The sequence below is a fragment of the Tardiphaga sp. 37S4 genome (assembly GCF_021044645.1).
Taxonomy (GTDB): domain Bacteria; phylum Pseudomonadota; class Alphaproteobacteria; order Rhizobiales; family Xanthobacteraceae; genus Tardiphaga; species Tardiphaga robiniae.
In genome coordinates this window covers 4,441,671-4,461,710 of record NZ_CP088008.1, presented here as the reverse complement: position 1 = coordinate 4,461,710, position 20,040 = coordinate 4,441,671, and the positions used below count along the sequence as shown (strand labels likewise).

Below are 20,040 nucleotides of genomic sequence, written 5' to 3'. Positions count from 1 at the left end.
CCGGGCTCGTACGTCCGGCATAGCAACCCCTGCATTTACGATCGCCTAGTGTGTGATGCCTTCGCGATCGAACAGCGCCATCAGGGTGCAGCTCATTGTTGCGATCAGTTTCTCCTCGCCTCGCTCCACCGCAAAGGCCTGGCCTTCGCAAACCGTTATGGTTCGGCCGGGCTTGAGCACGCGGCCCCGAAACAGGAAATGCTCGCCGCGGGCCGGGGCCAGAAAATTGGTCTTGAATTCGACGGTCAGAACCGCGGCATCGTCGGGCATCAGCGAGAAGGCGGCATATCCGCAGGCCGTATCCAGCGCTGTCGTGATAATGCCGGCATGAATGAACCCATGCTGCTGCGTAAAGGCGGTGTTGTACGGCATTTTAAGCTCGACTTCGCCGGCGGCCTGACGCGCAACTTCGATGCCCAGTGTCGCCATCGCCGTTTGGCGGGCGAAGCTCGCCTGCACGCGGGCCTCGAAGTTTGCATCCTTTGGAATAAATTTGGTCATTTGGCCTACGATGCCTTTTGCCATTCCAGCACGCCGTCACCCGCCGTGCTGATCGGCCCCGATGCCCCAACTGGCGTCTTGTCCTGATCCATCAGAAACGCCAGTGTCGCCTGGTCCTGTACCGGCACACGCGCCAGCGCGCGTTCATTGGCAGCAGCGCGCAGGATCACCACGCCGTGTTCGATCTCGCCACCGCGGCCGTAGATCACCGTGAAGCTTTCGACAGTGCCGTTGCCCGAGGCCTCGGTGACATATGTCGGAACGGGCTTGCGGTTGCGATCGGCGTCAGCCTGCACATTGGTGTCCTGCGCGATCGCTTCCTTCGGCATATCCTTCGACACCACCAATGCGTGGTGCTTGGTGACGAAGCCGCCCTGCGCGTAGAGCAGGCCCGTCTTGGTCCCCGCGCGGATTTTGCGGACCATCGCGCAGGCGGCATGCGCCATGTAGTCGTTCAGCGGCGCGCCAAAGAAGGTGAGACCGCCGGTCACGGTTGGTTGCACGTCGCTGCCAAGGCCGAGGGTGCGGCGGGCCATCTTGGGCACGCAGGGGAAACAGCTATAGAGCTCGATGGCGCCGAAATTCTTGCCGGAGCCGCCGACCAGATCCATGGCCACCTTCAGCACCGCATTCTGCGCGTGGCTCTCCACATACTGGTCGCGGTCGAGATAGTCGCGCGGCTCCTCGGCCGAAGCGCCGCCCCAGATATGCACGATGCGATCCTCGGGCACGCCGGCAGCGCGCGCCTTGGCAAGGCTGGTAACGAGGATGGCGGCCGACTGGTTCACCATCGGATTGGCGACCATCAGCTTGGTATAGGGCCAGGCGATCAGCCGATTGTCAGGCGTCGGCGTTGTGATCTCGTCGGGCGTGTAAGCCTTCTTGATCCACGCTTCGGGATTGGTCGCGGCGACGCCTGCATAGCGTGACCACAACTCGCCGGATTCGCGATGCGCCTCCCGCGGCGTCTGGCCCCAATGCGCGGCGGAGGCGGCTTCATAGAACGGGTAGACCGTGACCGGTTTGGCCACGCCAAGTTTGGTGGCCATCGGCTTCTGATAGTTGGCACCGCGGAGCGGCTCCGGCGCATCCTTGGCGAATGGAGTCCAAGGCAGATCCACCTTGGCACGTTCGGCCTTGGTGGCAGTGCCCTGCGATTCCGCGCCGGTGATCGCCGCGACCTGGGATTCGCCGCGCGCGATCCGCTTCGCCGCCTCGTGAATATAGCGGATCGGGCTTTCGCCGCCGACCGGGCCATAATAAGCGTGCTTCGGCGTGATGCCGAGCTTCTCGCTGAGCTGCTTCTCCGGCGCGGTGTAGCGCCAGCTCAGGAAGTTCACGATGTCGAGCGAGTCGATATCCCCAAGCAGCTTCCCGCCAGAGTCGTGCTCCGCGCGCTTCAGCGCCTCGATCATCAGCGCGAGCGGCTCGAGACCTTCGGCGAGCTCCTTCGGATGATCCGAGAATTCGCCGACGCCGACGATGACGGGGATGCGGTCTTCAGCTTGGTTCGACACTGCCATTGTTCTTGCTCTTGCCTCTATTCGGAAACCAGCATGGTGAGGTGCTCCGCCGCTTCGGCAAAGTCCTCCTTGAATTCCTGCACAACTGCGCCTGCCGACTTGACGCTGTCAATCAGGCCGACGCCCTGGCCCACGAAATAGCTGACCAGATCCCGTGCCTGCGCATTGCCGGCCGCGGCCGAACGGTCGATAGAGGCGAAGGCGTCGCGGCTGATCAGGCTTTGGAGCGGCATCGGCAGTGCGCCTGGGCTGTCTTCGCCGCGATCCCAGGCATCGGTCCAGACCGAGCGCAATTGCCGTGCGGGCTTGCCGGTACGGCCCCTGGAGCGGATCGCATCGCGCGACGAGGCGGCAATCATCTTCTCGCGAAAGATTTCGGAGGTTTCAGATTCCGTGGTTGCGAGCCACACCGAACCGGTCCAGACGCCTGCCGCGCCCATCGCCATGCAGCCGGCCATCTGCCGCCCGGTCATGATGCCGCCGGCGGCGAGCACCGGGACCTCGCGCATCGGCTTGACGGCCTTGATCACCTCCGGCACCAGCACCATGGTCGAGACCTCGCCGCAATGGCCGCCGGCCTCGGTACCCTGCGCCACGAGAATATCGACGCCGGCCGCAACCTGCCGGATCGCATGTTCCTTAGCACCGACGAGTGCCGCCACCGGGACGCCATGGGCTTTGCCCATCTCGATCATCGCCTTCGGTGGCACGCCGAGTGCATTGGCGATCAGCCGGATCGGATGATTGAAGGAAACGTCGAGCAGCCGCAGTGCAGTCTCGCCATCGAATGGCTGCGGCTGGTCGGCGGACACTTCGGTGATCCTGAGATCGACGCCGTATTTCTTCAGCAGGCTCTTGGTGAAAGCGCGATGTTCCGGCGTGATGCGGCGCTCCAGCGATTTCCAGGTGACGTCCTTCTCGCCGGCGGTGGAGATGTTCTCCGGGATCAGCACGTCGATGCCGTAGGGCTTGCCATCGACATGATCGTCGATCCACCTCAGTTCCTGCTCCAGCGTTTCCGGCGAATGTGCGGTGGCGCCGAGCACACCGAAGCCGCCGGCACGGCTGACGGCGGCAACCACGTCGCGGCAATGGCTGAAAGCGAGTAGCGGAAATGCGATGCCTAGCATCTCGCAGATCGGCGACTTCATCGGCGTGTCTCCCTGAATCTCTTGTGACCCGCTTCATGTGGCGAGTTCGTGATGAACGCTAGCGTATGGGGAAGGGCGATGCCAAGCGGACGAGCGGCATTCCGCCTGGCAAAATACCGGGGCAACGTCGCCCGATTTCCCCCTTGCGCTTTCGCGTCATGCGGGAAATGCTGCCCGTAACAAGCAAAGCAAAAACTACGGGAGTGAACGCATGGCCGCTGCTCAGCCGCAACCTGTCTCGCATCAGAACGCGCGCATCGATGTCGTGGTCGTCGGTGCCGGGTTCGCGGGGCTTTATCTGCTATACAAATTGCGTGGCCTCGGCCTTGTCGTGAAGGTGTTCGAACAGGGCGGCGATGTCGGCGGCACCTGGTACTGGAACCGCTATCCCGGCGCGCGTTGCGACGTCGAGAGCATGCAGTATTCGTTCTCGTTCGATGACAAATTGCAGCAGGAATGGGACTGGAGCGAGCGCTATGCGCCGCAACCGGAAATCCTGCGCTATGCCGGCCATGTCGCCGATCGCTACGATCTGCGCAGGGACATCCAGTTCGACACGACCGTCAAATCTGCGGTATTCGACGAGCGCGCCAATCGATGGACGGTGACGACTTCCGATGGCCAGACCACCACCGCGCAGCATGTCGTGCTCGCGACGGGTTGTCTGTCGAATGCGCGTACGCCCGAATTCAGGGGCATGAAGGATTTCAAGGGCAAGGTCTATCACAGCGGCAACTGGCCGCATGAGACAGTCGATTTCACCGGTCTGCGCGTCGGCGTCATCGGCACCGGATCGTCAGCAATCCAGTCGATCCCGCTGATCGCCGAGCAGGCGAGCCAGCTCACTGTGTTCCAGCGCACAGCAAATTTCAGCGTGCCGGCGCGCAATGCGCCGCTCACCGATGATGAGCGCAAATCGTTTCGCGACAACTATCCGGAGATTCGCCGGCAGGCGCGCGAGGATTTCAAGAACGGCATCGTGCAGCCGATTCCGGATCGCGGCGCGCTCGACGATCCGGAGCATGAAAGGCGTGAAAAATATCATGCGCGATGGACATCGGGCGGGCTTACCTTTATGGGCGTCTACAATAACCTGGTCCTGGATCAGCGCGCCAACGATACCGCCGCCGATTTTATCCGCGAGAGAATTTCAGAGATCGTCAGCGATCCCGAAACGGCAAGGCTGCTGCAGCCGACCGATCATCCGGTTGGTTCAAAGCGTATCTGCGTCGATACAGATTACTATGCGACCTTCAATCGCCCGCATGTGACGCTGGTCGATATCAAGGCCCATCCGATCGAGCAGATTCTGCCGCATGCCGTGCGCACTGGCGGCAAGGATTACGAGGTCGACGCATTGGTGCTCGCCACCGGCTTCGACGCGATGACCGGCTCGGTCGCCAAGATCGACATTCGTGGTCGCGGCGGCCAGACGCTGAATGACAAATGGGCGGAAGGTCCGCGAACCTATCTCGGCTTGATGAGCGCCGGCTTCCCGAACCTCTTTATCGTCACCGGCCCCGGCTCGCCGTCTGTGCTGTCGAACATGATCGTGTCCATCGAGCAGCATGTCGACTGGATTACCGATTGCCTGAGCTATATGCGCGACCGCGGCGCCGAGGTGATGGAGGCAACGCGTCCCGCCGAGGACAAATGGGTCGCTCATGTCAACGAGGTGGCGGCTGGCACGCTCTATCCCCAAGCCAATTCCTGGTACATGGGTGCGAATATCCCCGGCAAGCCGCAGATATTCATGCCCTATATCGGCGGCGTCGGTGTCTACCGGCAGATCTGCAATGATGTGGCGGCGAAGGACTATGAGGGATTTGCGATGACGGTGGGGGCGCGGCCAAAGGAGGCTGTGGCGTCGTAGAGGTGGGCCGAGAAACTAGGTCCCCTCGGTCGTCATGGCCGGGCTTGACCCGGCCATCCATCTTCATTGGCTGCAGGGGCAAAGATGGATGCCCGGATCAAGTCCGGGCATGACAGCATTTGTGGTTAGAACGCCGTATACCCGCCATCGATCACGAACGTATCTGCCGTGTGATACGATGACGCCTTGCTCATCAGATAGACAGCGATGCCGCCGAAGTCCGACGGTTCGCCGAAACGGCGCACCGGAATGCGGGGCATGACATTGGCGACGAATTTCTCGTTACCCATGATCCCTGCGGTCATGTCGCTCTTGATCCAGCCCGGCAGGATTGCATTGGCTGTCACGCCCTGCCGCGCCAGTTCGACGGCGAGCGCGCGCACCAGCGCATTGATCGCGGCCTTGGTCGCCGCATAGTGCTCGTTGCGCGCGGTCCCGAAGATCGAGGCGAGGCTCGATGTTGCGACCAGGCGGCCGAATTTGTCGCCAGCCTCCGCGCGTTCGGTCATATGCCGCGCGGCAACCTGGAACGCATGGAAGACACCGTCGAGATTGGTGGCGAACATGGTGCGCCACTGCTCTTCGGTGCGGTCGATGAAATTGTGCCGTCCGCCGCCGCCGATGCCGGCATTGGCGAAGCAGCCATCGACGCGTCCGAATGTCCTGAGCGTGGCATCCATCGCCGATTTCACCGAGGCGGTGTCGGTCACGTCGCAGACCAGCGTATCGACCTTGCCGGTGCAGTCCGCCATGGTGGCAGCTGCGCTCTTGTTCTTCTCGGCGTTGCGGCCCCAGATCGAAACGTTGCAACCGGCGGTGGCCAGCGCCTGCGCGATGCCGAGGCCAATACCGCCATTGCCGCCGGTGATGACGGCCACGCGGCCGCTGAGGTCGAATATCCGTGTAGGCGTTGCCATGTCAGCGTTTCCATGTTTGGCGCGCGTTATGCCGTGCGTCCGTTGGTGGGCTGGTGTTCCCCAGGAAGCATGGACAAGCGCGTCCGAAAAATCAAATATGTCGCCTGACATACAATGGCATAATCCCGAAAAGTGGATGCCGGTTTTCGGATCAGATCATGCCCAGACAAAGCTTCCACACCGCGGAATAAACACGCGGACCATCCCGTGAGGAAACCATGCAGTTCAAACACGTCACGCTCGATTTCGACGGCAATGTCGCCATCCTGAAGCTCGATCATCAGGAGGTGATGAACGCGGTCTCGGTCGACATGCTCGGTGGTCTCGGCGAGGCGCTGGACGAGATCGATGATCGCAAGGCCGACGTGCGCTGCGTGGTCCTCACCGGTGCCGGCCGTGCCTTCTGCACGGGCGCCAATCTTCAGGGGCGCAACAATCAGCTCACAAAAGCGCGTAGCAACGCCGGCGCGACGCTGGAGACCGCTTTCCATCCGTTCCTGCGCCGGCTGCAGAACCTGCATTGCCCGATCGTCACCGCGGTGAATGGCCCCGCCGCCGGCGCCGGCATGAGCTTTGCGCTGATGGGCGATCTCATTTTGTGTGCACGCTCGTCCTATTTCTTGCAGGCGTTCCGCCGTATCGGCCTGGTGCCGGATTGCGGCTCGACCTGGATCTTGCCCCGCCTGATCGGCAAGGCACGTTCGGTCGAACTGTCATTGCTTGGCGAAAAGCTGCCGGCCGAGAAGGCGCTGGAATGGGGCCTCGTCAATCGCGTCTATGACGATGCGGCGCTGATGGATGAAGCCATGAAGCTCGCCCATGAACTCGCCAACGGCCCGACCATCGCACTGTCGCTGATCCGCAAGCTCTACTGGGAAAGCCCGGAGAATTCCTTCGAGGACCAGATCAATCTCGAGGTCAAATCGCAGCGCGCCGCCGGTGCGTCGCCGGACTTCAAGGAAGGCGTCGCGGCGTTCCTGGAAAAACGTCCGGCCAAGTTCACGGGCAAATAGGCCTTGAGCTCAGCTTCCGTCGCGGAGCTGCTCGCACGCAGCGTCACGTCGTGGTGCAATGGCGCCACCGGCGTGACGGATGCAAAGCGTTTGTCTGGCGGCGCCAGCCAGGAGACGTGGTCGTTCGACATCACGCATCCCGATGGTGCCATCGGCGCCATCCTGCGCCGCGCGCCGTCGGGCTATGGTGCCGCGCCCGGCCGCGCCGCGGGTCTCGATGCGGAAGCGGTACTCATGCAACTCGCGCATGATGCTGGCGTACCGTCGCCGAAGGTGCTGCACGTTCTCAGACCGGATGACGATCTGGGAACGGGCTTCATCATGCAGCGAGTCGCTGGTGAAACCATCCCGCGCAAGATCTTGCGTGACGATGAATTCGCGGACGCGCGACCCAAACTCGCACGGCAATGCGGCGAGATACTCGCCGGCATCCACGGGCTGTCTGCCGCAAGCTTGCCGCAGCTTCGCCGCATGACTGCCGCAACGGAAATCGCCGAATTACAGCGCGAGATCGACGGCTTCGACTGGCCGCGCCCGGTGTTCCAGCTGGCGCTGCGCTGGCTGCGCGATCACGATCCCGGCCCGTCAGAGCGCGTCACTTTGGTGCATGGTGATTTCCGCCACGGCAATCTGATGATCGGGCCCGATGGCGTCCGTGCGGTGCTGGACTGGGAGCTAGCGCATCTCGGTGATCCCATGGAGGATCTCGGTTGGATCTGCGTCAATTCCTGGCGCTTCGGTGTCATCGACAAGCCGGTTGGCGGGTTTGGTACTTATGAAGAATTGTTCGCCGGTTACGAAGCGGCTAGCGGAATCGCTGTCGATGCACGGCGGGTGAAATTTTGGGAAGTGATGGGTACCCTGCGTTGGGGCGTGATGTGCGTCGGGATGATGCAGCGGTTTCGTCTCGGCCCGGATCATTCGATGGAGCGCGCGATGATCGGGCGGCGATCGTCGGAGACGGAGATCGATCTGCTTAGACTGTTGGCACCGCGAGGTTGATGACATGCAGGACGAACCAAGGCCGGACGAACTGGTAAAGGCCGTTGCCGATTTCCTTCGCAACGACATTGCACCTCAAATCTCGGGCCATGCCGCGTTCAAGCTGCGTGTCGCGATCAACGCACTTGATCTGGTGACGCGGCAACTGACGCTCGCCGGCGACAGCGACGCCGCCGAGCTGCATGGCCTGACGATGCTGCTCGGCGTGCACGGCTCACTGGAGGGACTGAATCGGGATCTCGCCGACCGCATCGCGCAAGGTGATGTCGATCTCACGACGCCCGGTGTGAAGGAGCATCTGTGGCAGACGACGCTGGCGAAGCTCGCCGTCGATCAGCCGAATTACGCGGCGTACAAACGCGAGCTGGAACCGAAGTAAGCGCCGAAGCGCTACTTCCCCTTCCAGTTCGGCTTGCGCTTCTCCGAAAACGCCTTCGGCCCTTCGACATAATCCTCCGACGCCGCCATAGCTTTCACGGCGGGATATTCGCGCTGCTCGGTGATGGCCTGTTCCAGCGACACCGCCATGCCCTTCTGGATCGCTTGCTTGGAGGCGCGGATCGACATCGGCGAATTTTGGCAGATGGTCTCGGCCCAGCGCAGCGCGGCGTTCAGGGCCTCGCCCTGGGGCACCACTTCATTGACGAAGCCGAGCTCATAGCCCTCCTGCGGCTTTACGTGGCGCGCGGTGAGGATCATGCCCATGGCGCGCTTCATGCCGATCTGGCGCGGCAGGCGCTGCAGGCCGCCGGCGAGTGCAGCGAGGCCGACGCGGGGCTCGGGCAGGGCAAAGGTCGCATTTTCCGCAGCGATGATGAGGTCGCAGGCCAGCGCAATCTCGAAGCCGCCACCCATAGCGACGCCGTTCACCGCAGCAATGATCGGCTTGTCGCAATCGAAGCGCGCGGTGAGGCCGGCGAAGCCCGACGTGTTCCAGCCGCGCTTGCCGCCGGCGGCCTGCCATTTCAGATCGTTGCCGGCACAGAACGCTTTGTCGCCGGCACCGGTGACGATCGCCACCCACTGCTCGGGATCACTGGCGAAGTCGTTGAACACCTCGTGCAACTCGTTATGCGCGTCGGTGTGCAGTGCGTTGTAAACTTCCGGGCGCGACAGCGTCACGATGGTGATCGGTCCCTTGCGGGTCACAGTTGAGAATTGCAGAGCCATCGCGGCCTCCCTTTTGTTTTTCGTTAGGCAGAATTTACGCCGCGCGGGCGCGCTTGACTTGATCGGACGATGCCATCTTAATCGCTCGATTAACAAGAGCAACAAAGCTCGGAAAACAATCGGGAGAGCGCCTTGGATTTTTCCCTGCCGGCCGATCTGGTCGCCTATCTCGCTGAACTCGATTCATTCATCCTGCGCGAGATCAAGCCGCTCGAAGAGCGGGATGACAATATCCGCTTCTTCGATCATCGCCGCGAATGGGCGCGCACCGATTTCGACAATGGCGGGCTGCCGCGACATGAATGGGAGCAGTTGCTGCGTCAGGCGAAGAATCTCGCCGACGGCGCCGGCCATCTGCGCTTCGCAATCCCGAAGCGCTATGGCGGCAAAGACGGCAGCAATCTCTGGATGGCCGTGATCCGCGAGCATTTCGCGTCGAAGGGCCTTGGCCTGCACAACGACCTGCAGAACGAACATTCCATCGTCGGCAATCTTCCGCTGGTGACAATGCTGGATCGCTATGGCCGCGACGACCAGAAGGAGATGATCGAGGGCTCGATCACCGGCAAATATCGCATCACCTTCGGCCTCACCGAACCCGAGCATGGTTCTGACGCCACGCATATGGAGACGACGGCAGTCGAGGCGACGCGTGACGGCGTCAAGGGCTGGGTCGTCAATGGCGAGAAGATGTGGACCACGGGCATGCACGTGGCCACCCATTGCGCGCTGTTCGCGCGCACGTCGGGGAACGATGGCGATGCACGTGGCATCACCTGTTTCCTGGTGCCGGCCAAGGCCGCTGGCGTGAAAATCGAAGAATATATGTGGACCTTCAACATGCCCACCGATCATCCGCGCGTGTCGTTCACCGATGTATTTGTGCCGGATGATGCACTGTTCGGTGAGATCGGCCGCGGCCTGTCGCTGGCGCAGTGTTTTGTGCATGAGAACCGTATCCGGCAGGCGGCGAGTTCGCTGGGTGCGGCGGTCTATTGCATCAATGAGAGTGTGAAATACGCGCGCGAGCGCAAACCGTTCGGCGAGGAGCTGGCGCGCAACCAGGGCATCCAGTTTCCGCTGGTCGAGCTCGCGACGCAGGCGGAGATGCTACGGCTCCTGATCCGCAAGACCGCATGGGAGATGGACCAGCTCACCCAGGCTCAGGTCGAGCATACGCTGTCGGACAAGGTGTCCATGTGTAACTACTGGGCCAACCGGCTGTGCTGTGAATCCGCCGATCGCGCGATGCAGGTGCATGGCGGCATGGGCTATTCACGCCACAAACCGTTCGAGCACATCTATCGCCATCACCGCCGCTACCGCATCACGGAAGGCAGCGAAGAAATTCAGAAACGCAAGGTCGCGGGATTCCTGTTTGGCTATATGGGCGCGGGTAAGCACTGAACTAGTTTCGACACGCCGCCCTTTCCGCCGTCATTGCGAGGAGCGAAGCGACGCGGCAATCCAGAGGTCACAAGCGAAGACTGGATTGCTTCGCTTCGCTCGCAATGACGTTGAAGCTCAGTCGATAAACCCCGGAATCTCCGCAGGCGAAGCCACCAGATGCTTCGCCCCGGCGCTCGTCAGTTCCTCGCGGCCGCCATAGCCATAGAGCACGCCGATCCCCGGAATTCCGTTATTCGCAGCACCGATGATGTCGTGCTTGCGGTCGCCGATCATGATCGCACGTGCGGGATCGGCGGCGGTCTCGTCGAGTGCGTAACGGAGCAGGTCGCTCTTGTCGACGCGGGTGCCGTCGAGTTCCGAGCCGAACACACGCGTGAAATATCTGCGCAGGCCGAAGTGATCGACGATGCGGTCGGCAAATACATGCGGCTTGCTGGTGGCGACAAACAGCCGGTGGCCTGTTGCGTGCAACGTGTCGAGCGTCGCTGTGATGCCATCATAAAGCGTGTTCTCGAACAGGCCGATCGTGCCGAAGCGTTCGCGATAGAGTTCGACGCCGCGATCGGCGTCTTTCTCGCCGCCGAGCAGTGCCACGAAGCTGGCACGCAGCGGCGGACCGATGCACCAGGTCAGTTCGTCCTGTGTCGGGACGGGAAGCCCGAGCTTGCCGAGCGCATACTGGATCGAGCCCGTAATGCCGATCTTGGGATCGGTCAGCGTCCCGTCGAGGTCGAAGAAGACAGTGTCGATCGCAGGTGATTTCATCTAGTTCGCATACCTTGCGGTGAGGTCGCGCGAGATCCGCGAGCCTTCGTCGATATAGCGGCGGATCGCGATACTGGCGGCCGGCGTACAGGTCCGGTAGGTCTGCTGGAAGCCGTTATAGCCGCGGTTGAAACCGGCGATCATGCGGGCGCGGCGCTCGCCCGATGGCGTCTCGGCATCGACCAGCGCCTGCATCTCGTTGCGCCATTTGTTGCCTTCGTTGTTGCCGCAGATGCCGCGCAGATAGTGCAGCGCGCCGAGAATCTCGGACATCCGCTGCAGGTCATTGTCGAACGGCGCAGCCGCGTCCTGCGCCCGGGCAGCGCCAGCGCCGACCATCACAACCGTCAGAATGATAAGCAGATGCTTCAACATGAATGGTCCCGGAACCCGGCTGATATGCCTTTTCAAGGCGTCTGAAGCAAGGCAACGCTGCTGGTGCGGCAAGGAGCTATCTATGGTCCGACCAGATCTTCCGCCATGGCGAGGATCGGACCAAGGCCATCGGTGGTCTTAAAGGCGCCGAGATCGTCCGGCGCGATCCACTGGAAATCGTCAAGTTCGTCATTCAGCTCGGGCTCGCCAGCCACCCAGCGAGCGGCAAAGGCCATGATCAGGTAGTGGCCGGCCACCTTGTCGTTCGGCAGCACTTCGCGAAAGCCGGACAGGCCGACAATATCGATGGTCAGCCCGGTTTCCTCCATCACCTCGCGTGCGAGCGCGACGGCGAGGGATTCGCCGAATTCCACGCGTCCGCCGGGGAGCGAATAGAAGCCCTTGCCCGGCGAGCGGGCGCGGCGGACCAGCAGTACCTTGCCATCCCGGAAGATGGCGGCGCTGGTGGCGAGCTGCGGATGGGTAGGAGGCGTGTCGGTCACGAGGTCATTGCGCCATGATGCTGTCGACGTCGGATTCCTGATCGCGGCCATTGATGATGCCGCCGGCGGTCCCGACCATCGGTTTGACCCAGCCGGCGGCCTGTTCGGCCAGCATGGCACGGGTCCGGTCCTGCTGCACGGTGCGCATGGCTTCGCCGACAGTCGTCAGGATTTGCGTCATGTTCGCGACCAGCGCATCGAATTCTGCACGGATGGCCGGGCGTGCAGCCTCATAGGATGCGATGGCGAGATCGCGTGCCTTGAAGTTGGATTTGATGAAGTGCTCGGCATAGCTGAGCGGCTGCCATTCCAGGAACAGCTCATAGCAGTCCGGCATGTCCGGGATCAGCTCGAGCAACATGATGGCTTCATTGAAGTGATTGAGATAGTCGGTCGCCAGACCCGTGCGTGGATTGATATTGGCGGCCATCAACTCGGCAGCAGACGCGACGGGGCCGGCACCGGCACTGGCCAGATCGTGATGGTCATGCTGCGCCGGTTGTATGGCCGTCAGGGTCATATGTCGCACTGTTGGTGTTTTGGGTTAAAACCGCCTGAAGAGGCAGGATTGCGGATCGAGAATGTGCGGGCGGTTTGTCATTACATCAGCCCCGGAAGCGTTACGGCAGGTATTCAGTTATATCGAGCAACCGAATTTTCCTGCGAGGTACAATATTGCGCCGACGCAGCCGGTTCCTGTTGTCATCATTGAAAACGGATCCCGGCATTTCCGTCTAATGCGATGGGGCCTTTTGCCCTCCTGGGTCAAGGACCCGCGGAAGTTTACGCTTCTGATTAATGCACGCGCCGAGACGGTGCAAGAAAAGCCGGCCTTCAAAAACGCGATTCGCCGACGCCGCTGTCTGATTCCGGCCGATGGCTATTACGAATGGCAAAATCGCGGTGAACGCAAACAGCCGTATTTTATCCACCCAAGCGCAGGCGGGCCGATGGGCTTTGCGGGCCTGGCCGAGACCTGGATGGGACCGAACGGCGAAGAAGTCGACACGGTTGCGATCATTACTGCAGAAGCCAGCACGGGCATGTCGGTACTGCACCATCGCGTACCGGTGACGATCGCACCCGATCATTTCGGCCAGTGGCTCGATTGCAGTTCGGATCGTGCGTCCGACGTGATGACGATGCTCGCTGCGCCCGCAGACGGCACCTTCGCCTGGCATCCGGTAGCGATGGCCGTCAACAAGGTGGCCAATGACGATGCGCACCTGATCCTACCGATCTCGGCGGCAGAGGCGGCTGTAGAACAGGTGAAGCCAACGAGGGCGCCGCGCAAGGTTGTGGTGAGCGAAGACGATGGCCAGGGCTCGTTATTCTAGCTCACGGCGTCAGCGGCCGGCCATCGAGCCACTTGGCATAGATCACGCGCTTCTGTTCGCCGTAGCCGAGCGACTCGTAGAATGCCTGCACCTTGGTGTTATCCGAGCGCACCATGAGCTGCATCTTCTCGATGCCGCGCTCGCGCAGCCAGTCTTCGGCTGCACTCATGATGCCACGGCCGAAATCCTGGCGCTGATGGTCGGGATCGACCGAGACGTAATAGACCCAGCCGCGATGGCCATCATGGCCAACCAGCACGGAGGCGACGATGGTCCTTCCCTTGCGGCCGACCAGCACATCGGCATTGGTGCCTGCGCGCGCCAGCCTGATATCGGCCTCCGGATCGTTCCAGGGCCGCACCAGTCCGCAGCGCAGCCAGAGCTGAACGACCGCTTGAATGTCGGTGTCGACGAGCCGGGCAACTTTCAATGTTGCACCGGCAGCAGCACTTTGCCGGGATTGAGGATGTTCAGCGGATCCAGCATCGCCTTCAGGCTGCGCATCAGCTCGATGGCGACGGGGTCCTTCACCGAGGGCAGCTCAGCCGCCTTCATCTGGCCGATGCCATGTTCGGCGGAAATCGAACCGCCCATGCGCAGCACGACGTCGAAGACGACTTCGTTGACGTCGTGCCAGCGCGCCAGGAATTTCTCGCGGCCGTCGCTGTCGCCGAGCGTCTCCTTGGGCTGCGTGACATTGTAGTGGATGTTGCCGTCGCCGAGATGGCCGAACGGCACCGGACGTGCGCCGGGCATCAGCTTCACGACGGCAGCATTGGCTTCGGCGATGAAGGCGGGCACGGAAGCAACCGGAACCGAGATATCGTGCTTGATCGACCCGCCTTCCGGCTTCTGCGCCGGCGAAATTTCCTCGCGCAGTTTCCAGAACGCCTGACGGTGGGCGATATTCTCGGCGATCACGGCGTCATCCACGATACCGTCTTCAAAGCCGCGTTCGAGAATCGCCTCCAATGTCGCGCGGGCATCGTCGCGTCCCGACGACAATTCCATCAAGACATACCAGGCGTGTTTGCTGGAGAGCGGATCGCGGATGCCGATGCCGTGGCGGACGCTGAAATCCACAGCGATATCGGCGATCAGTTCGAAACTGGTGAGGTTGCCGCCGGCCTCGGAGCGGGAGATGCCGAGCAGCTTCAGCGCATCCTCCGGCGACTTCAGGCCGACAAAGGCGGTCTCGACCGCGCGTGGCTTCGGAAACAGTTTCAGCGTTGCCGCAGTAATGATGCCGAGCGAGCCTTCGGCGCCGATGAAGATGTTGCGCAGGTCGTAACCGGTATTGTCTTTCTTCAGCTTGGACAGGCCGTTGAGAATGCGGCCATCGGCGAGCACGACTTCGAGGCCGAGGGCCATTTCGCGCGCCACGCCATAGGCGAGGGCGGTGGTGCCGCCGGCATTGCTGGAGAGATTGCCGCCGATGGTGCAGCTGCCTTCGGAGCCCAGCGACAGCGGAAACAGCCGGTCGGCTTCAGCTGCGCGCTGCTGCGCGACCTGCAGCACGAGGCCGGCTTCCACCGTCATGGTGTTGGATGAGGTGTCCAGATCGCGCACCTTGTCCATCCGGCGCATCGACAGCACGACCTCGCCGCCATAAGGCGTCTGGCCGCCGACGAGCCCGGTATTGCCGCCTTGCGGCACCAGTGCGGTGCGGGTCTCGGTGGCGAGCTTGCAGATCGCGGCGACTTCGGCGGTCGAACCCGGGCGCAGCACCAGCGGCGAGGTGCCGAAAAACAGGTTGCGATCCTCGGTGACGTATTGGTGCACGTCGGCCTGATCGGTGATGGCGTATTTGTCGCCGACGATGGCCCGGAAGCGCGCGATGGTTTCGGAGGAAAGCGTGGGCGGCTTCGGCTGGACGATATTCATAACTATTCCCTTGGATATTTTCTTGGCGCGTTTCTTGGTCTCGTGTTCGCGTTACACGGCGGCGCGGCGCAACCGGTCATTGATGGCTTCGCCGAGCCCGTGGTTCGGCACCGGCATCACCGCGATGCCGCTCGCGCCTTTAGCGTCGAGCGCGCGAAGATAGCCGAAAAGATTGGTGGCGGCTTCCCCGAGATCGCCCTGTTCGGACAAATTCAGAACAGCGGCGGCCGCCTCGATGCCCGGCATCGGGGCCGATCCGAAAGCCAGTAGCGCCTCGCCGGGATTCACGGCCTCGGCCAGCAGCCGCACCCGTGTCCGCGGCGCATAATGTGAGGCCAGCATGCCCGGCGCCAGCGGCTGGTTTGTATCGCTTGCGGGGTCGTCCGGCGGGCTCGCCAGCGGCTGGCCCAACACCCGCTCGATCGCTTCGCGCGGCAGGCCACCGGGGCGGAGCAGCATCGGCGTGTCGAAACAACCGACGATGGTGGATTCAACGCCCACTTCAACCGGTCCGCCATCGAGAATCATGTCGATCCGGCCATCCAGATCGCTCAGCACATGGGCTGCGGTGGTCGGCGAGACATGCCCGGAGATATTGGCTGACGGCGCCACCACGGCACCGCCAAAGGCCTGCAGGAGCGCGTGGGCCACGGGATGGGCCGGCACACGAATGGCAATGGTGTCGAGGCCGGCGGTGGCCAGATCGGCCACCGGGCAGTCCGCCGCCTTGGGCAGCACCAGCGTCAGCGGCCCCGGCCAGAACGCCTCGGCAAGCGCCAGCGCGCGCGCATCGAATCGGGCAATGCGCCGGGCAGCGGCGAGATCGGCTACATGGGCGATCAGCGGATTGAACGACGGCCGGCCCTTGGCCTCATAGATCCCCGCCACGGCCCGCGGATTGGCGGCATCGGCGCCGAGCCCGTAGACCGTCTCGGTCGGGAACGCCAGCAGCCCGCCCGCGCTCAGGCAGTGCGCCGCCTCCGCGATATGGGCGGCGTCGGCGGGGCTCATCCGGGTGGTCAGGCCTACGACCATGCAGGGCAGATCCTTGTCTTCAAAATTGGTCAGGCTTCTTTACCGGGGTTCTTGCAGGATGCGAAACCCAAGGCTATAAGCCGCGCTCTTAGTCGGAGTGTGGCTCAGCCCGGTAGAGCACTGCGTTCGGGACGCAGGGGTCGCAGGTTCGAATCCTGCCACTCCGACCATGATTTCAATGACTTAGTGTCCTTTCGCGGCGCTGCCGTCTGTCAAGAACCTCCCGATTTTCATCTGAGAACGACCACCCGGGCGCGCGTGCCCCGCTGCGCGCAGCTATCCGCCCTCAAAAACGCGCTTGCGGGCATTCTCGATATGCGCCCGCATAGCTTCGCGAGCTCCGGCTTCGTCTCTGGAGGCGATCGCATCGAGCACGGCCCGGTGCTCCTCTTGCCCACGCAGAAGTCGATCGCGAGGCTGGATCAAGGAGAGATTTCGATTGAGCGTGATACCCACGCTCACCTGAGACTGGATCGCGGCGAGAGTCGCGGCGAAGAAGCGGTTGCCGGTGGCCTCTGCGACCGAACGGTGGAACGCAATGTCTTCCTCCACGCCGAGCGCGGCATCTGCGATCACTTGATCAAGTGCTGCGATTGCGTCGCGGATCCGGCGCAGACCTTCCAGATCGTGATCGCGCGCGGCAAGCGCGGCGGCTTCTCCTTCGATGCCGATCCGAAATACGAAACAGCGCTGTATATCGGCAATGCTTCCCACGGGAGCGTAGTTGTAAACGTCTGCCGCGGGACGTCGCATCACGAACGAACCGGCGCCCTGCCGCGATGCGACGACGCCGTCATCGCGCAGCCGCATCAGTGCTTCACGGACGACCGGGCGCGAAACGCCAAGCTGATCTGCCAGGCGTGTCTCAGGAGGAAGCCGCGAATTGACGGGGTAGATTCCGACCGTGATCTGGCTGAGGACATGATCGTAGACGCGGTCGCTAAGCTTTCCCGTCACGGCCGGGCGCTCCGGAATGTCGTCCCGTTTGACCGTTGAGCCCATGTTCACCCCGTCCTTGCTCCGAACACGCTCCAGTCTTTGGCAACATTACATCTTTTTGACAAGTCGGTGCACTCCCGCTGACAATCCGGGATTGCAGCGCTGGCCAAACTGCTTGGGCGCAAGCGGTCGTGAGAGCGTCGGTCAGGCGCGGGCGGCGGCGTCTGATAGCCAGGCCTCGATCAGCCGCTGCACGTGAAGCGCAGAGCGCACGCTATTGGACGGCTCGCGTCGTTCTTCGATTGCATCCAGCATCTCGGTGATCACGCCCCGATGTGGCCCGTGATCGAATGCCATCGGATCGGCACCTCCGCCGCCGGATTGCGCAGTCCCGACGGTCTCTGGCGGACCTTCGTGACGATGGATGACCAATTGAAACGTCTCGAGATAGGCCGAACCGCGCGTGCCCGCGATTTCGATACGCTCCGGATAGCCGGGCCGCGCAACACTGGTGGCATCGAGCACGCCGATGGCACCGCTTTGGAAGCGCACGGCCGCCGCCGTCACGTCTTCAGTATCGATCGTTCGGAGCGGTGAGGTCGATGCAAAACCGGCGACGTCCTTGTGCGGTCCCACGAAATGCAGAAGCAGATCGAGAGTATGGATGGCCTGTGTGAGCAATACGCCGCCGCCATCGCGAGCCTTCATGCCGCGACCCGGTTGACGGAAATAGGCGTCATCACGCCACCAGCGGATCGATGCACTCGCCGACAAGATATCGCCCAGATCTCCCTGATCCAGCACCGCCTTCAGGCGTAGTGCTGCGGGACGAAAGCGATGTTGCAGGCACACGCCGCACCGCACGCCGGCAGCCTCCGTGACGGCCGCGAGTTCCTCACCCCTGGCCACCGATATCTCGACGGGCTTCTCCACCAGAATGTGCTTCCCTGCTGCGGCTGCAGCCTGCACGGTCGCCAGATGCGTTCCGGGGGGCGTCAGTATCAGGACGAGATCGAGATCGGAGCGCGACAGCAAATCCTTTTGGCTATCGAAAACCGGAACGCCCCACTGCTGTGAAAACGCTGACCGCCGGTCCGCTGACGGCGCAAATCCGCCGACGATCGTAATCCGTCCCTGCGCCTGCAATTCAAGCAACGAAAGAATATGCGGCTTCACCGCCATTCCTAGCCCAATCAGGCCGACTCCAATTGGCATGCGTATCTCCCGATGGCCGACCTTCTCAAGGCGCCGACGTGTCGGCTCTTACGGTCGGTTATGACGTCACAGATTGATATGCGAACGAGCAAGACGGGCAAGGTGTGACATCGCGACATCAGCAAGTCCTGCTCATGATCGGCCGATTGCGATCTCCCAATGCTTGACAGATGTCGCCCAACTCGTCGATGCTGTGTTTACAAATAAATGACAACCGTGCGCGACGCGGGTGCATATGCCAGGGAGGAATCGGAAATGCGGATCTGTCCGAATGCATTATTGCGCCCGTTTGCCGGCGCCGTGGCTGTCCTCGCGGTGACGGCCTTCGCTGGTGAACCCCTGAGGGCCGCCGAGCCGATCGTTCTCTCGATCATCGATACCGGGGGCGATCTCGCATCTACCCAGGTCATTATCGAGAACTACAAGAAGGCCAATCCCGACAAGATCAAGGAGATCAGGATTCAGCGCGCGCCGGCGCCGGAGTTGCCGGCCAAGATCAAGGCTCAGCAGGATGCCGGACGGCTGGACATCAACCTTGTGCTGACTGGACAGGACGGTGGTGCGTTTCTCGCGGCCAACAACCAGTTGATCAAGATTCCTGATTTTGAGAAGCTGTTTCCGCGCGATGAGATGACGCCTGCCGGCAAGGCGCTGTACGACGAAGGCCGCGATTATATGGTGCCGTCGGTGGGCAACGCCGGCGGGCCGGTGTTCGTCTACAATCCCAGCAAGGTCCCCAACCCGCCGAAAACCGCCGAAGAATTGCTGGCCTGGGCGAAGGCAAATCCTGGTCGGCTGATGTATGCGCGGCCGGCGAATAGCGGACCGGGCCGGTCGATCGTGCTCGGCATGGCGCATATTCTAAATGACTCAAAGCCACTTGATCCCGACAAGGGGTGGGACAAGACCTGGGCCTATCTGAAGGAGCTTGGGCAATACGTCGAATACTATCCGACGGGCACCGCGATCACATTGAAGGAATTCGCCCAGGGGCAACGCTGGATCATCGCCGGCATCATGGAATGGGACATGAAGCCCCGCGCCCAGAGCGTCATCCCGCCGGACTCCAAGATCACCATCCTTCAGAACACGACCTTCGTCGTCGACGGACATTACTGGTGCATCCCCACGGGCGTGCCGAAAGAGCAGGTCGACGTCATTCTCGATCTCATGAAGTTCATGCGCCGGCCCGAGCAGCAGGTGCTTTCCTGGTCGGGCTTCATTGGGCCGACGATCACCGCGGCCACCATGGAAAAGGCGCCCAAGGAGATTCAGGAACTGGTGAAGGAGTTTTGGCGGTCCGAATACGACGAGGTCGGAACCAAGTGGAAAGTATCCCCGCCGCTCGGCGTGAAGGAATTGAGCTACGCGATGGACCGTTGGGACCGGGAAGTGGGCGCAAACCAGGTCAAGAAGTAATCAATTCG

The 20,040-nt window shown here is 62.2% G+C and carries 21 protein-coding genes and 1 tRNA gene; 8 read left to right on the top strand and 14 right to left on the bottom strand.

What is annotated here, in order from left to right; genetic code table 11:
* Nucleotides 1-45 precede the first annotated feature (45 nt).
* The 3 genes from LPB73_RS21220 to LPB73_RS21210 are packed head-to-tail and all read right to left on the bottom strand — an operon-like array spanning nucleotide 46 to nucleotide 3,175.
* The gene (locus LPB73_RS21220) at nucleotides 46-525 is read right to left on the bottom strand and encodes a PaaI family thioesterase (protein WP_231078075.1); all 480 of its coding nucleotides are present in this window, start codon (nucleotides 523-525) and stop codon (nucleotides 46-48) included.
* Nucleotides 507-2,024, bottom strand: a complete 1,518-nt coding sequence (locus LPB73_RS21215; protein ID WP_231078074.1) for an acetyl-CoA acetyltransferase — start codon at nucleotides 2,022-2,024, stop codon at nucleotides 507-509. Before LPB73_RS21215 ends, LPB73_RS21220 begins: the two co-directional genes overlap by 19 nt.
* 17 nt (nucleotides 2,025-2,041) lie before the next feature.
* Nucleotides 2,042-3,175, bottom strand: coding sequence for a nitronate monooxygenase (locus tag LPB73_RS21210; RefSeq protein ID WP_231078073.1), 1,134 nt, complete (start codon nucleotides 3,173-3,175; stop codon nucleotides 2,042-2,044).
* Nucleotides 3,176-3,386: 211 nt separating this feature from the next.
* Between LPB73_RS21210 and LPB73_RS21205 the strand changes: the two genes are divergently transcribed.
* A complete protein-coding gene (locus tag LPB73_RS21205) occupies nucleotides 3,387-5,048 on the top strand; it encodes a flavin-containing monooxygenase (RefSeq protein ID WP_231078072.1) in 1,662 nt (553 codons plus the stop codon).
* A 125-nt stretch (nucleotides 5,049-5,173) separates the two neighbouring features.
* On the opposite strand, the gene LPB73_RS21200 is transcribed toward LPB73_RS21205, so the two are convergent.
* Entirely contained in the window at nucleotides 5,174-5,965 is a 792-nt protein-coding gene (locus LPB73_RS21200) for an SDR family NAD(P)-dependent oxidoreductase (RefSeq protein WP_231078071.1), read from the bottom strand.
* 218 nt (nucleotides 5,966-6,183) lie between these two features.
* Here LPB73_RS21200 and LPB73_RS21195 point away from each other — a divergent pair, with 218 nt between their 5' ends.
* The 3 genes from LPB73_RS21195 to LPB73_RS21185 are packed head-to-tail and all read left to right on the top strand — an operon-like array spanning nucleotide 6,184 to nucleotide 8,359.
* Complete coding sequence (locus LPB73_RS21195; RefSeq protein WP_231078070.1) at nucleotides 6,184-6,978, top strand: enoyl-CoA hydratase/isomerase; 795 nt, start codon at nucleotides 6,184-6,186, stop codon at nucleotides 6,976-6,978.
* 3 nt (nucleotides 6,979-6,981) lie between these two features.
* Nucleotides 6,982-7,980 carry a phosphotransferase family protein gene (locus LPB73_RS21190; protein ID WP_231078069.1) on the top strand — a complete coding sequence of 333 codons (999 nt, stop codon included), beginning with the start codon at nucleotides 6,982-6,984 and terminating at the stop codon, nucleotides 7,978-7,980.
* 4 nt (nucleotides 7,981-7,984) lie between these two features.
* Entirely contained in the window at nucleotides 7,985-8,359 is a 375-nt protein-coding gene (locus LPB73_RS21185; RefSeq protein WP_231078068.1) for a DUF6285 domain-containing protein, read from the top strand.
* 11 nt (nucleotides 8,360-8,370) lie between these two features.
* Here the strand turns inward: LPB73_RS21185 and LPB73_RS21180 are convergent, their stop codons facing one another.
* Nucleotides 8,371-9,150, bottom strand: a complete 780-nt coding sequence (locus tag LPB73_RS21180; RefSeq protein WP_175368777.1) for an enoyl-CoA hydratase-related protein — start codon at nucleotides 9,148-9,150, stop codon at nucleotides 8,371-8,373.
* Between the two features lie 132 nt (nucleotides 9,151-9,282).
* Between LPB73_RS21180 and LPB73_RS21175 the strand changes: the two genes are divergently transcribed.
* Complete coding sequence (locus LPB73_RS21175; RefSeq protein WP_231078067.1) at nucleotides 9,283-10,557, top strand: acyl-CoA dehydrogenase family protein; 1,275 nt, start codon at nucleotides 9,283-9,285, stop codon at nucleotides 10,555-10,557.
* Nucleotides 10,558-10,674: 117 nt separating this feature from the next.
* On the opposite strand, the gene LPB73_RS21170 is transcribed toward LPB73_RS21175, so the two are convergent.
* The 4 genes from LPB73_RS21170 to LPB73_RS21155 form a co-directional block, all read right to left on the bottom strand.
* Nucleotides 10,675-11,310 (bottom strand): HAD family hydrolase, encoded by a 636-nt coding sequence (locus LPB73_RS21170; RefSeq protein ID WP_231081211.1) that lies wholly within the window; start codon nucleotides 11,308-11,310, stop codon nucleotides 10,675-10,677.
* 15 nt (nucleotides 11,311-11,325) lie between these two features.
* Nucleotides 11,326-11,700, bottom strand: a complete 375-nt coding sequence (locus LPB73_RS21165; protein WP_184513525.1) for a TIGR02301 family protein — start codon at nucleotides 11,698-11,700, stop codon at nucleotides 11,326-11,328.
* A gap of 80 nt (nucleotides 11,701-11,780) precedes the next feature.
* A complete protein-coding gene (locus tag LPB73_RS21160) occupies nucleotides 11,781-12,203 on the bottom strand; it encodes an NUDIX hydrolase (protein ID WP_231078066.1) in 423 nt (140 codons plus the stop codon).
* Nucleotides 12,204-12,207: 4 nt separating this feature from the next.
* Nucleotides 12,208-12,723 (bottom strand): hypothetical protein, encoded by a 516-nt coding sequence (locus LPB73_RS21155; protein ID WP_068733299.1) that lies wholly within the window; start codon nucleotides 12,721-12,723, stop codon nucleotides 12,208-12,210.
* A gap of 61 nt (nucleotides 12,724-12,784) precedes the next feature.
* Between LPB73_RS21155 and LPB73_RS21150 the strand changes: the two genes are divergently transcribed.
* Nucleotides 12,785-13,540 (top strand): SOS response-associated peptidase, encoded by a 756-nt coding sequence (locus LPB73_RS21150; RefSeq protein WP_231078065.1) that lies wholly within the window; start codon nucleotides 12,785-12,787, stop codon nucleotides 13,538-13,540.
* Between the two features lies 1 nt (nucleotide 13,541).
* On the opposite strand, the gene LPB73_RS21145 is transcribed toward LPB73_RS21150, so the two are convergent.
* The 3 genes from LPB73_RS21145 to LPB73_RS21135 are packed head-to-tail and all read right to left on the bottom strand — an operon-like array spanning nucleotide 13,542 to nucleotide 16,459.
* Nucleotides 13,542-13,970, bottom strand: a complete 429-nt coding sequence (locus LPB73_RS21145) for a GNAT family acetyltransferase (protein WP_092139459.1) — start codon at nucleotides 13,968-13,970, stop codon at nucleotides 13,542-13,544.
* Complete coding sequence (locus tag LPB73_RS21140; RefSeq protein ID WP_231078064.1) at nucleotides 13,967-15,424, bottom strand: FAD-binding oxidoreductase; 1,458 nt, start codon at nucleotides 15,422-15,424, stop codon at nucleotides 13,967-13,969. Before LPB73_RS21140 ends, LPB73_RS21145 begins: the two co-directional genes overlap by 4 nt.
* A 51-nt stretch (nucleotides 15,425-15,475) precedes the next feature.
* Nucleotides 15,476-16,459 (bottom strand): L-threonylcarbamoyladenylate synthase, encoded by a 984-nt coding sequence (locus LPB73_RS21135; RefSeq protein WP_231078063.1) that lies wholly within the window; start codon nucleotides 16,457-16,459, stop codon nucleotides 15,476-15,478.
* 93 nt (nucleotides 16,460-16,552) lie between these two features.
* Between LPB73_RS21135 and LPB73_RS21130 the strand changes: the two genes are divergently transcribed.
* Nucleotides 16,553-16,629 (top strand) — tRNA-Pro (locus LPB73_RS21130).
* A 106-nt stretch (nucleotides 16,630-16,735) separates the two neighbouring features.
* On the opposite strand, the gene LPB73_RS21125 is transcribed toward LPB73_RS21130, so the two are convergent.
* Together LPB73_RS21125 and LPB73_RS21120 are read right to left on the bottom strand one after the other, a co-directional pair.
* The gene (locus LPB73_RS21125; protein ID WP_231078062.1) at nucleotides 16,736-17,461 is read right to left on the bottom strand and encodes a FadR/GntR family transcriptional regulator; all 726 of its coding nucleotides are present in this window, start codon (nucleotides 17,459-17,461) and stop codon (nucleotides 16,736-16,738) included.
* A 141-nt stretch (nucleotides 17,462-17,602) separates the two neighbouring features.
* Nucleotides 17,603-18,613 (bottom strand): Gfo/Idh/MocA family protein, encoded by a 1,011-nt coding sequence (locus LPB73_RS21120; RefSeq protein ID WP_231078061.1) that lies wholly within the window; start codon nucleotides 18,611-18,613, stop codon nucleotides 17,603-17,605.
* Between the two features lie 255 nt (nucleotides 18,614-18,868).
* Here LPB73_RS21120 and LPB73_RS21115 point away from each other — a divergent pair, with 255 nt between their 5' ends.
* Nucleotides 18,869-20,032 carry an ABC transporter substrate-binding protein gene (locus tag LPB73_RS21115; RefSeq protein WP_231078060.1) on the top strand — a complete coding sequence of 388 codons (1,164 nt, stop codon included), beginning with the start codon at nucleotides 18,869-18,871 and terminating at the stop codon, nucleotides 20,030-20,032.
* Nucleotides 20,033-20,040 lie beyond the last annotated feature (8 nt).

Excerpts from the sequence above, each read along its gene's own strand:
- LPB73_RS21220 (WP_231078075.1), bottom strand. The coding sequence starts at position 525 with ATGGCAAAAGGCATCGTAGGCCAAATGACCAAATTTATTCCAAAGGAT.
- LPB73_RS21215 (WP_231078074.1), bottom strand. The coding sequence starts at position 2,024 with ATGGCAGTGTCGAACCAAGCTGAAGACCGCATCCCCGTCATCGTCGGC.
- LPB73_RS21210 (WP_231078073.1), bottom strand. The coding sequence starts at position 3,175 with ATGAAGTCGCCGATCTGCGAGATGCTAGGCATCGCATTTCCGCTACTC.
- LPB73_RS21205 (WP_231078072.1), top strand. The coding sequence starts at position 3,387 with ATGGCCGCTGCTCAGCCGCAACCTGTCTCGCATCAGAACGCGCGCATC.
- LPB73_RS21200 (WP_231078071.1), bottom strand. The coding sequence starts at position 5,965 with ATGGCAACGCCTACACGGATATTCGACCTCAGCGGCCGCGTGGCCGTC.
- LPB73_RS21195 (WP_231078070.1), top strand. The coding sequence starts at position 6,184 with ATGCAGTTCAAACACGTCACGCTCGATTTCGACGGCAATGTCGCCATC.
- LPB73_RS21185 (WP_231078068.1), top strand. The coding sequence starts at position 7,985 with ATGCAGGACGAACCAAGGCCGGACGAACTGGTAAAGGCCGTTGCCGAT.
- LPB73_RS21180 (WP_175368777.1), bottom strand. The coding sequence starts at position 9,150 with ATGGCTCTGCAATTCTCAACTGTGACCCGCAAGGGACCGATCACCATC.
- LPB73_RS21165 (WP_184513525.1), bottom strand. The coding sequence starts at position 11,700 with ATGTTGAAGCATCTGCTTATCATTCTGACGGTTGTGATGGTCGGCGCT.
- LPB73_RS21155 (WP_068733299.1), bottom strand. The coding sequence starts at position 12,723 with ATGACCCTGACGGCCATACAACCGGCGCAGCATGACCATCACGATCTG.
- LPB73_RS21150 (WP_231078065.1), top strand. The coding sequence starts at position 12,785 with ATGTGCGGGCGGTTTGTCATTACATCAGCCCCGGAAGCGTTACGGCAG.
- LPB73_RS21140 (WP_231078064.1), bottom strand. The coding sequence starts at position 15,424 with ATGAATATCGTCCAGCCGAAGCCGCCCACGCTTTCCTCCGAAACCATC.
- LPB73_RS21135 (WP_231078063.1), bottom strand. The coding sequence starts at position 16,459 with ATGGTCGTAGGCCTGACCACCCGGATGAGCCCCGCCGACGCCGCCCAT.
- LPB73_RS21125 (WP_231078062.1), bottom strand. The coding sequence starts at position 17,461 with ATGGGCTCAACGGTCAAACGGGACGACATTCCGGAGCGCCCGGCCGTG.
- LPB73_RS21120 (WP_231078061.1), bottom strand. The coding sequence starts at position 18,613 with ATGCCAATTGGAGTCGGCCTGATTGGGCTAGGAATGGCGGTGAAGCCG.
- LPB73_RS21115 (WP_231078060.1), top strand. The coding sequence starts at position 18,869 with ATGCGGATCTGTCCGAATGCATTATTGCGCCCGTTTGCCGGCGCCGTG.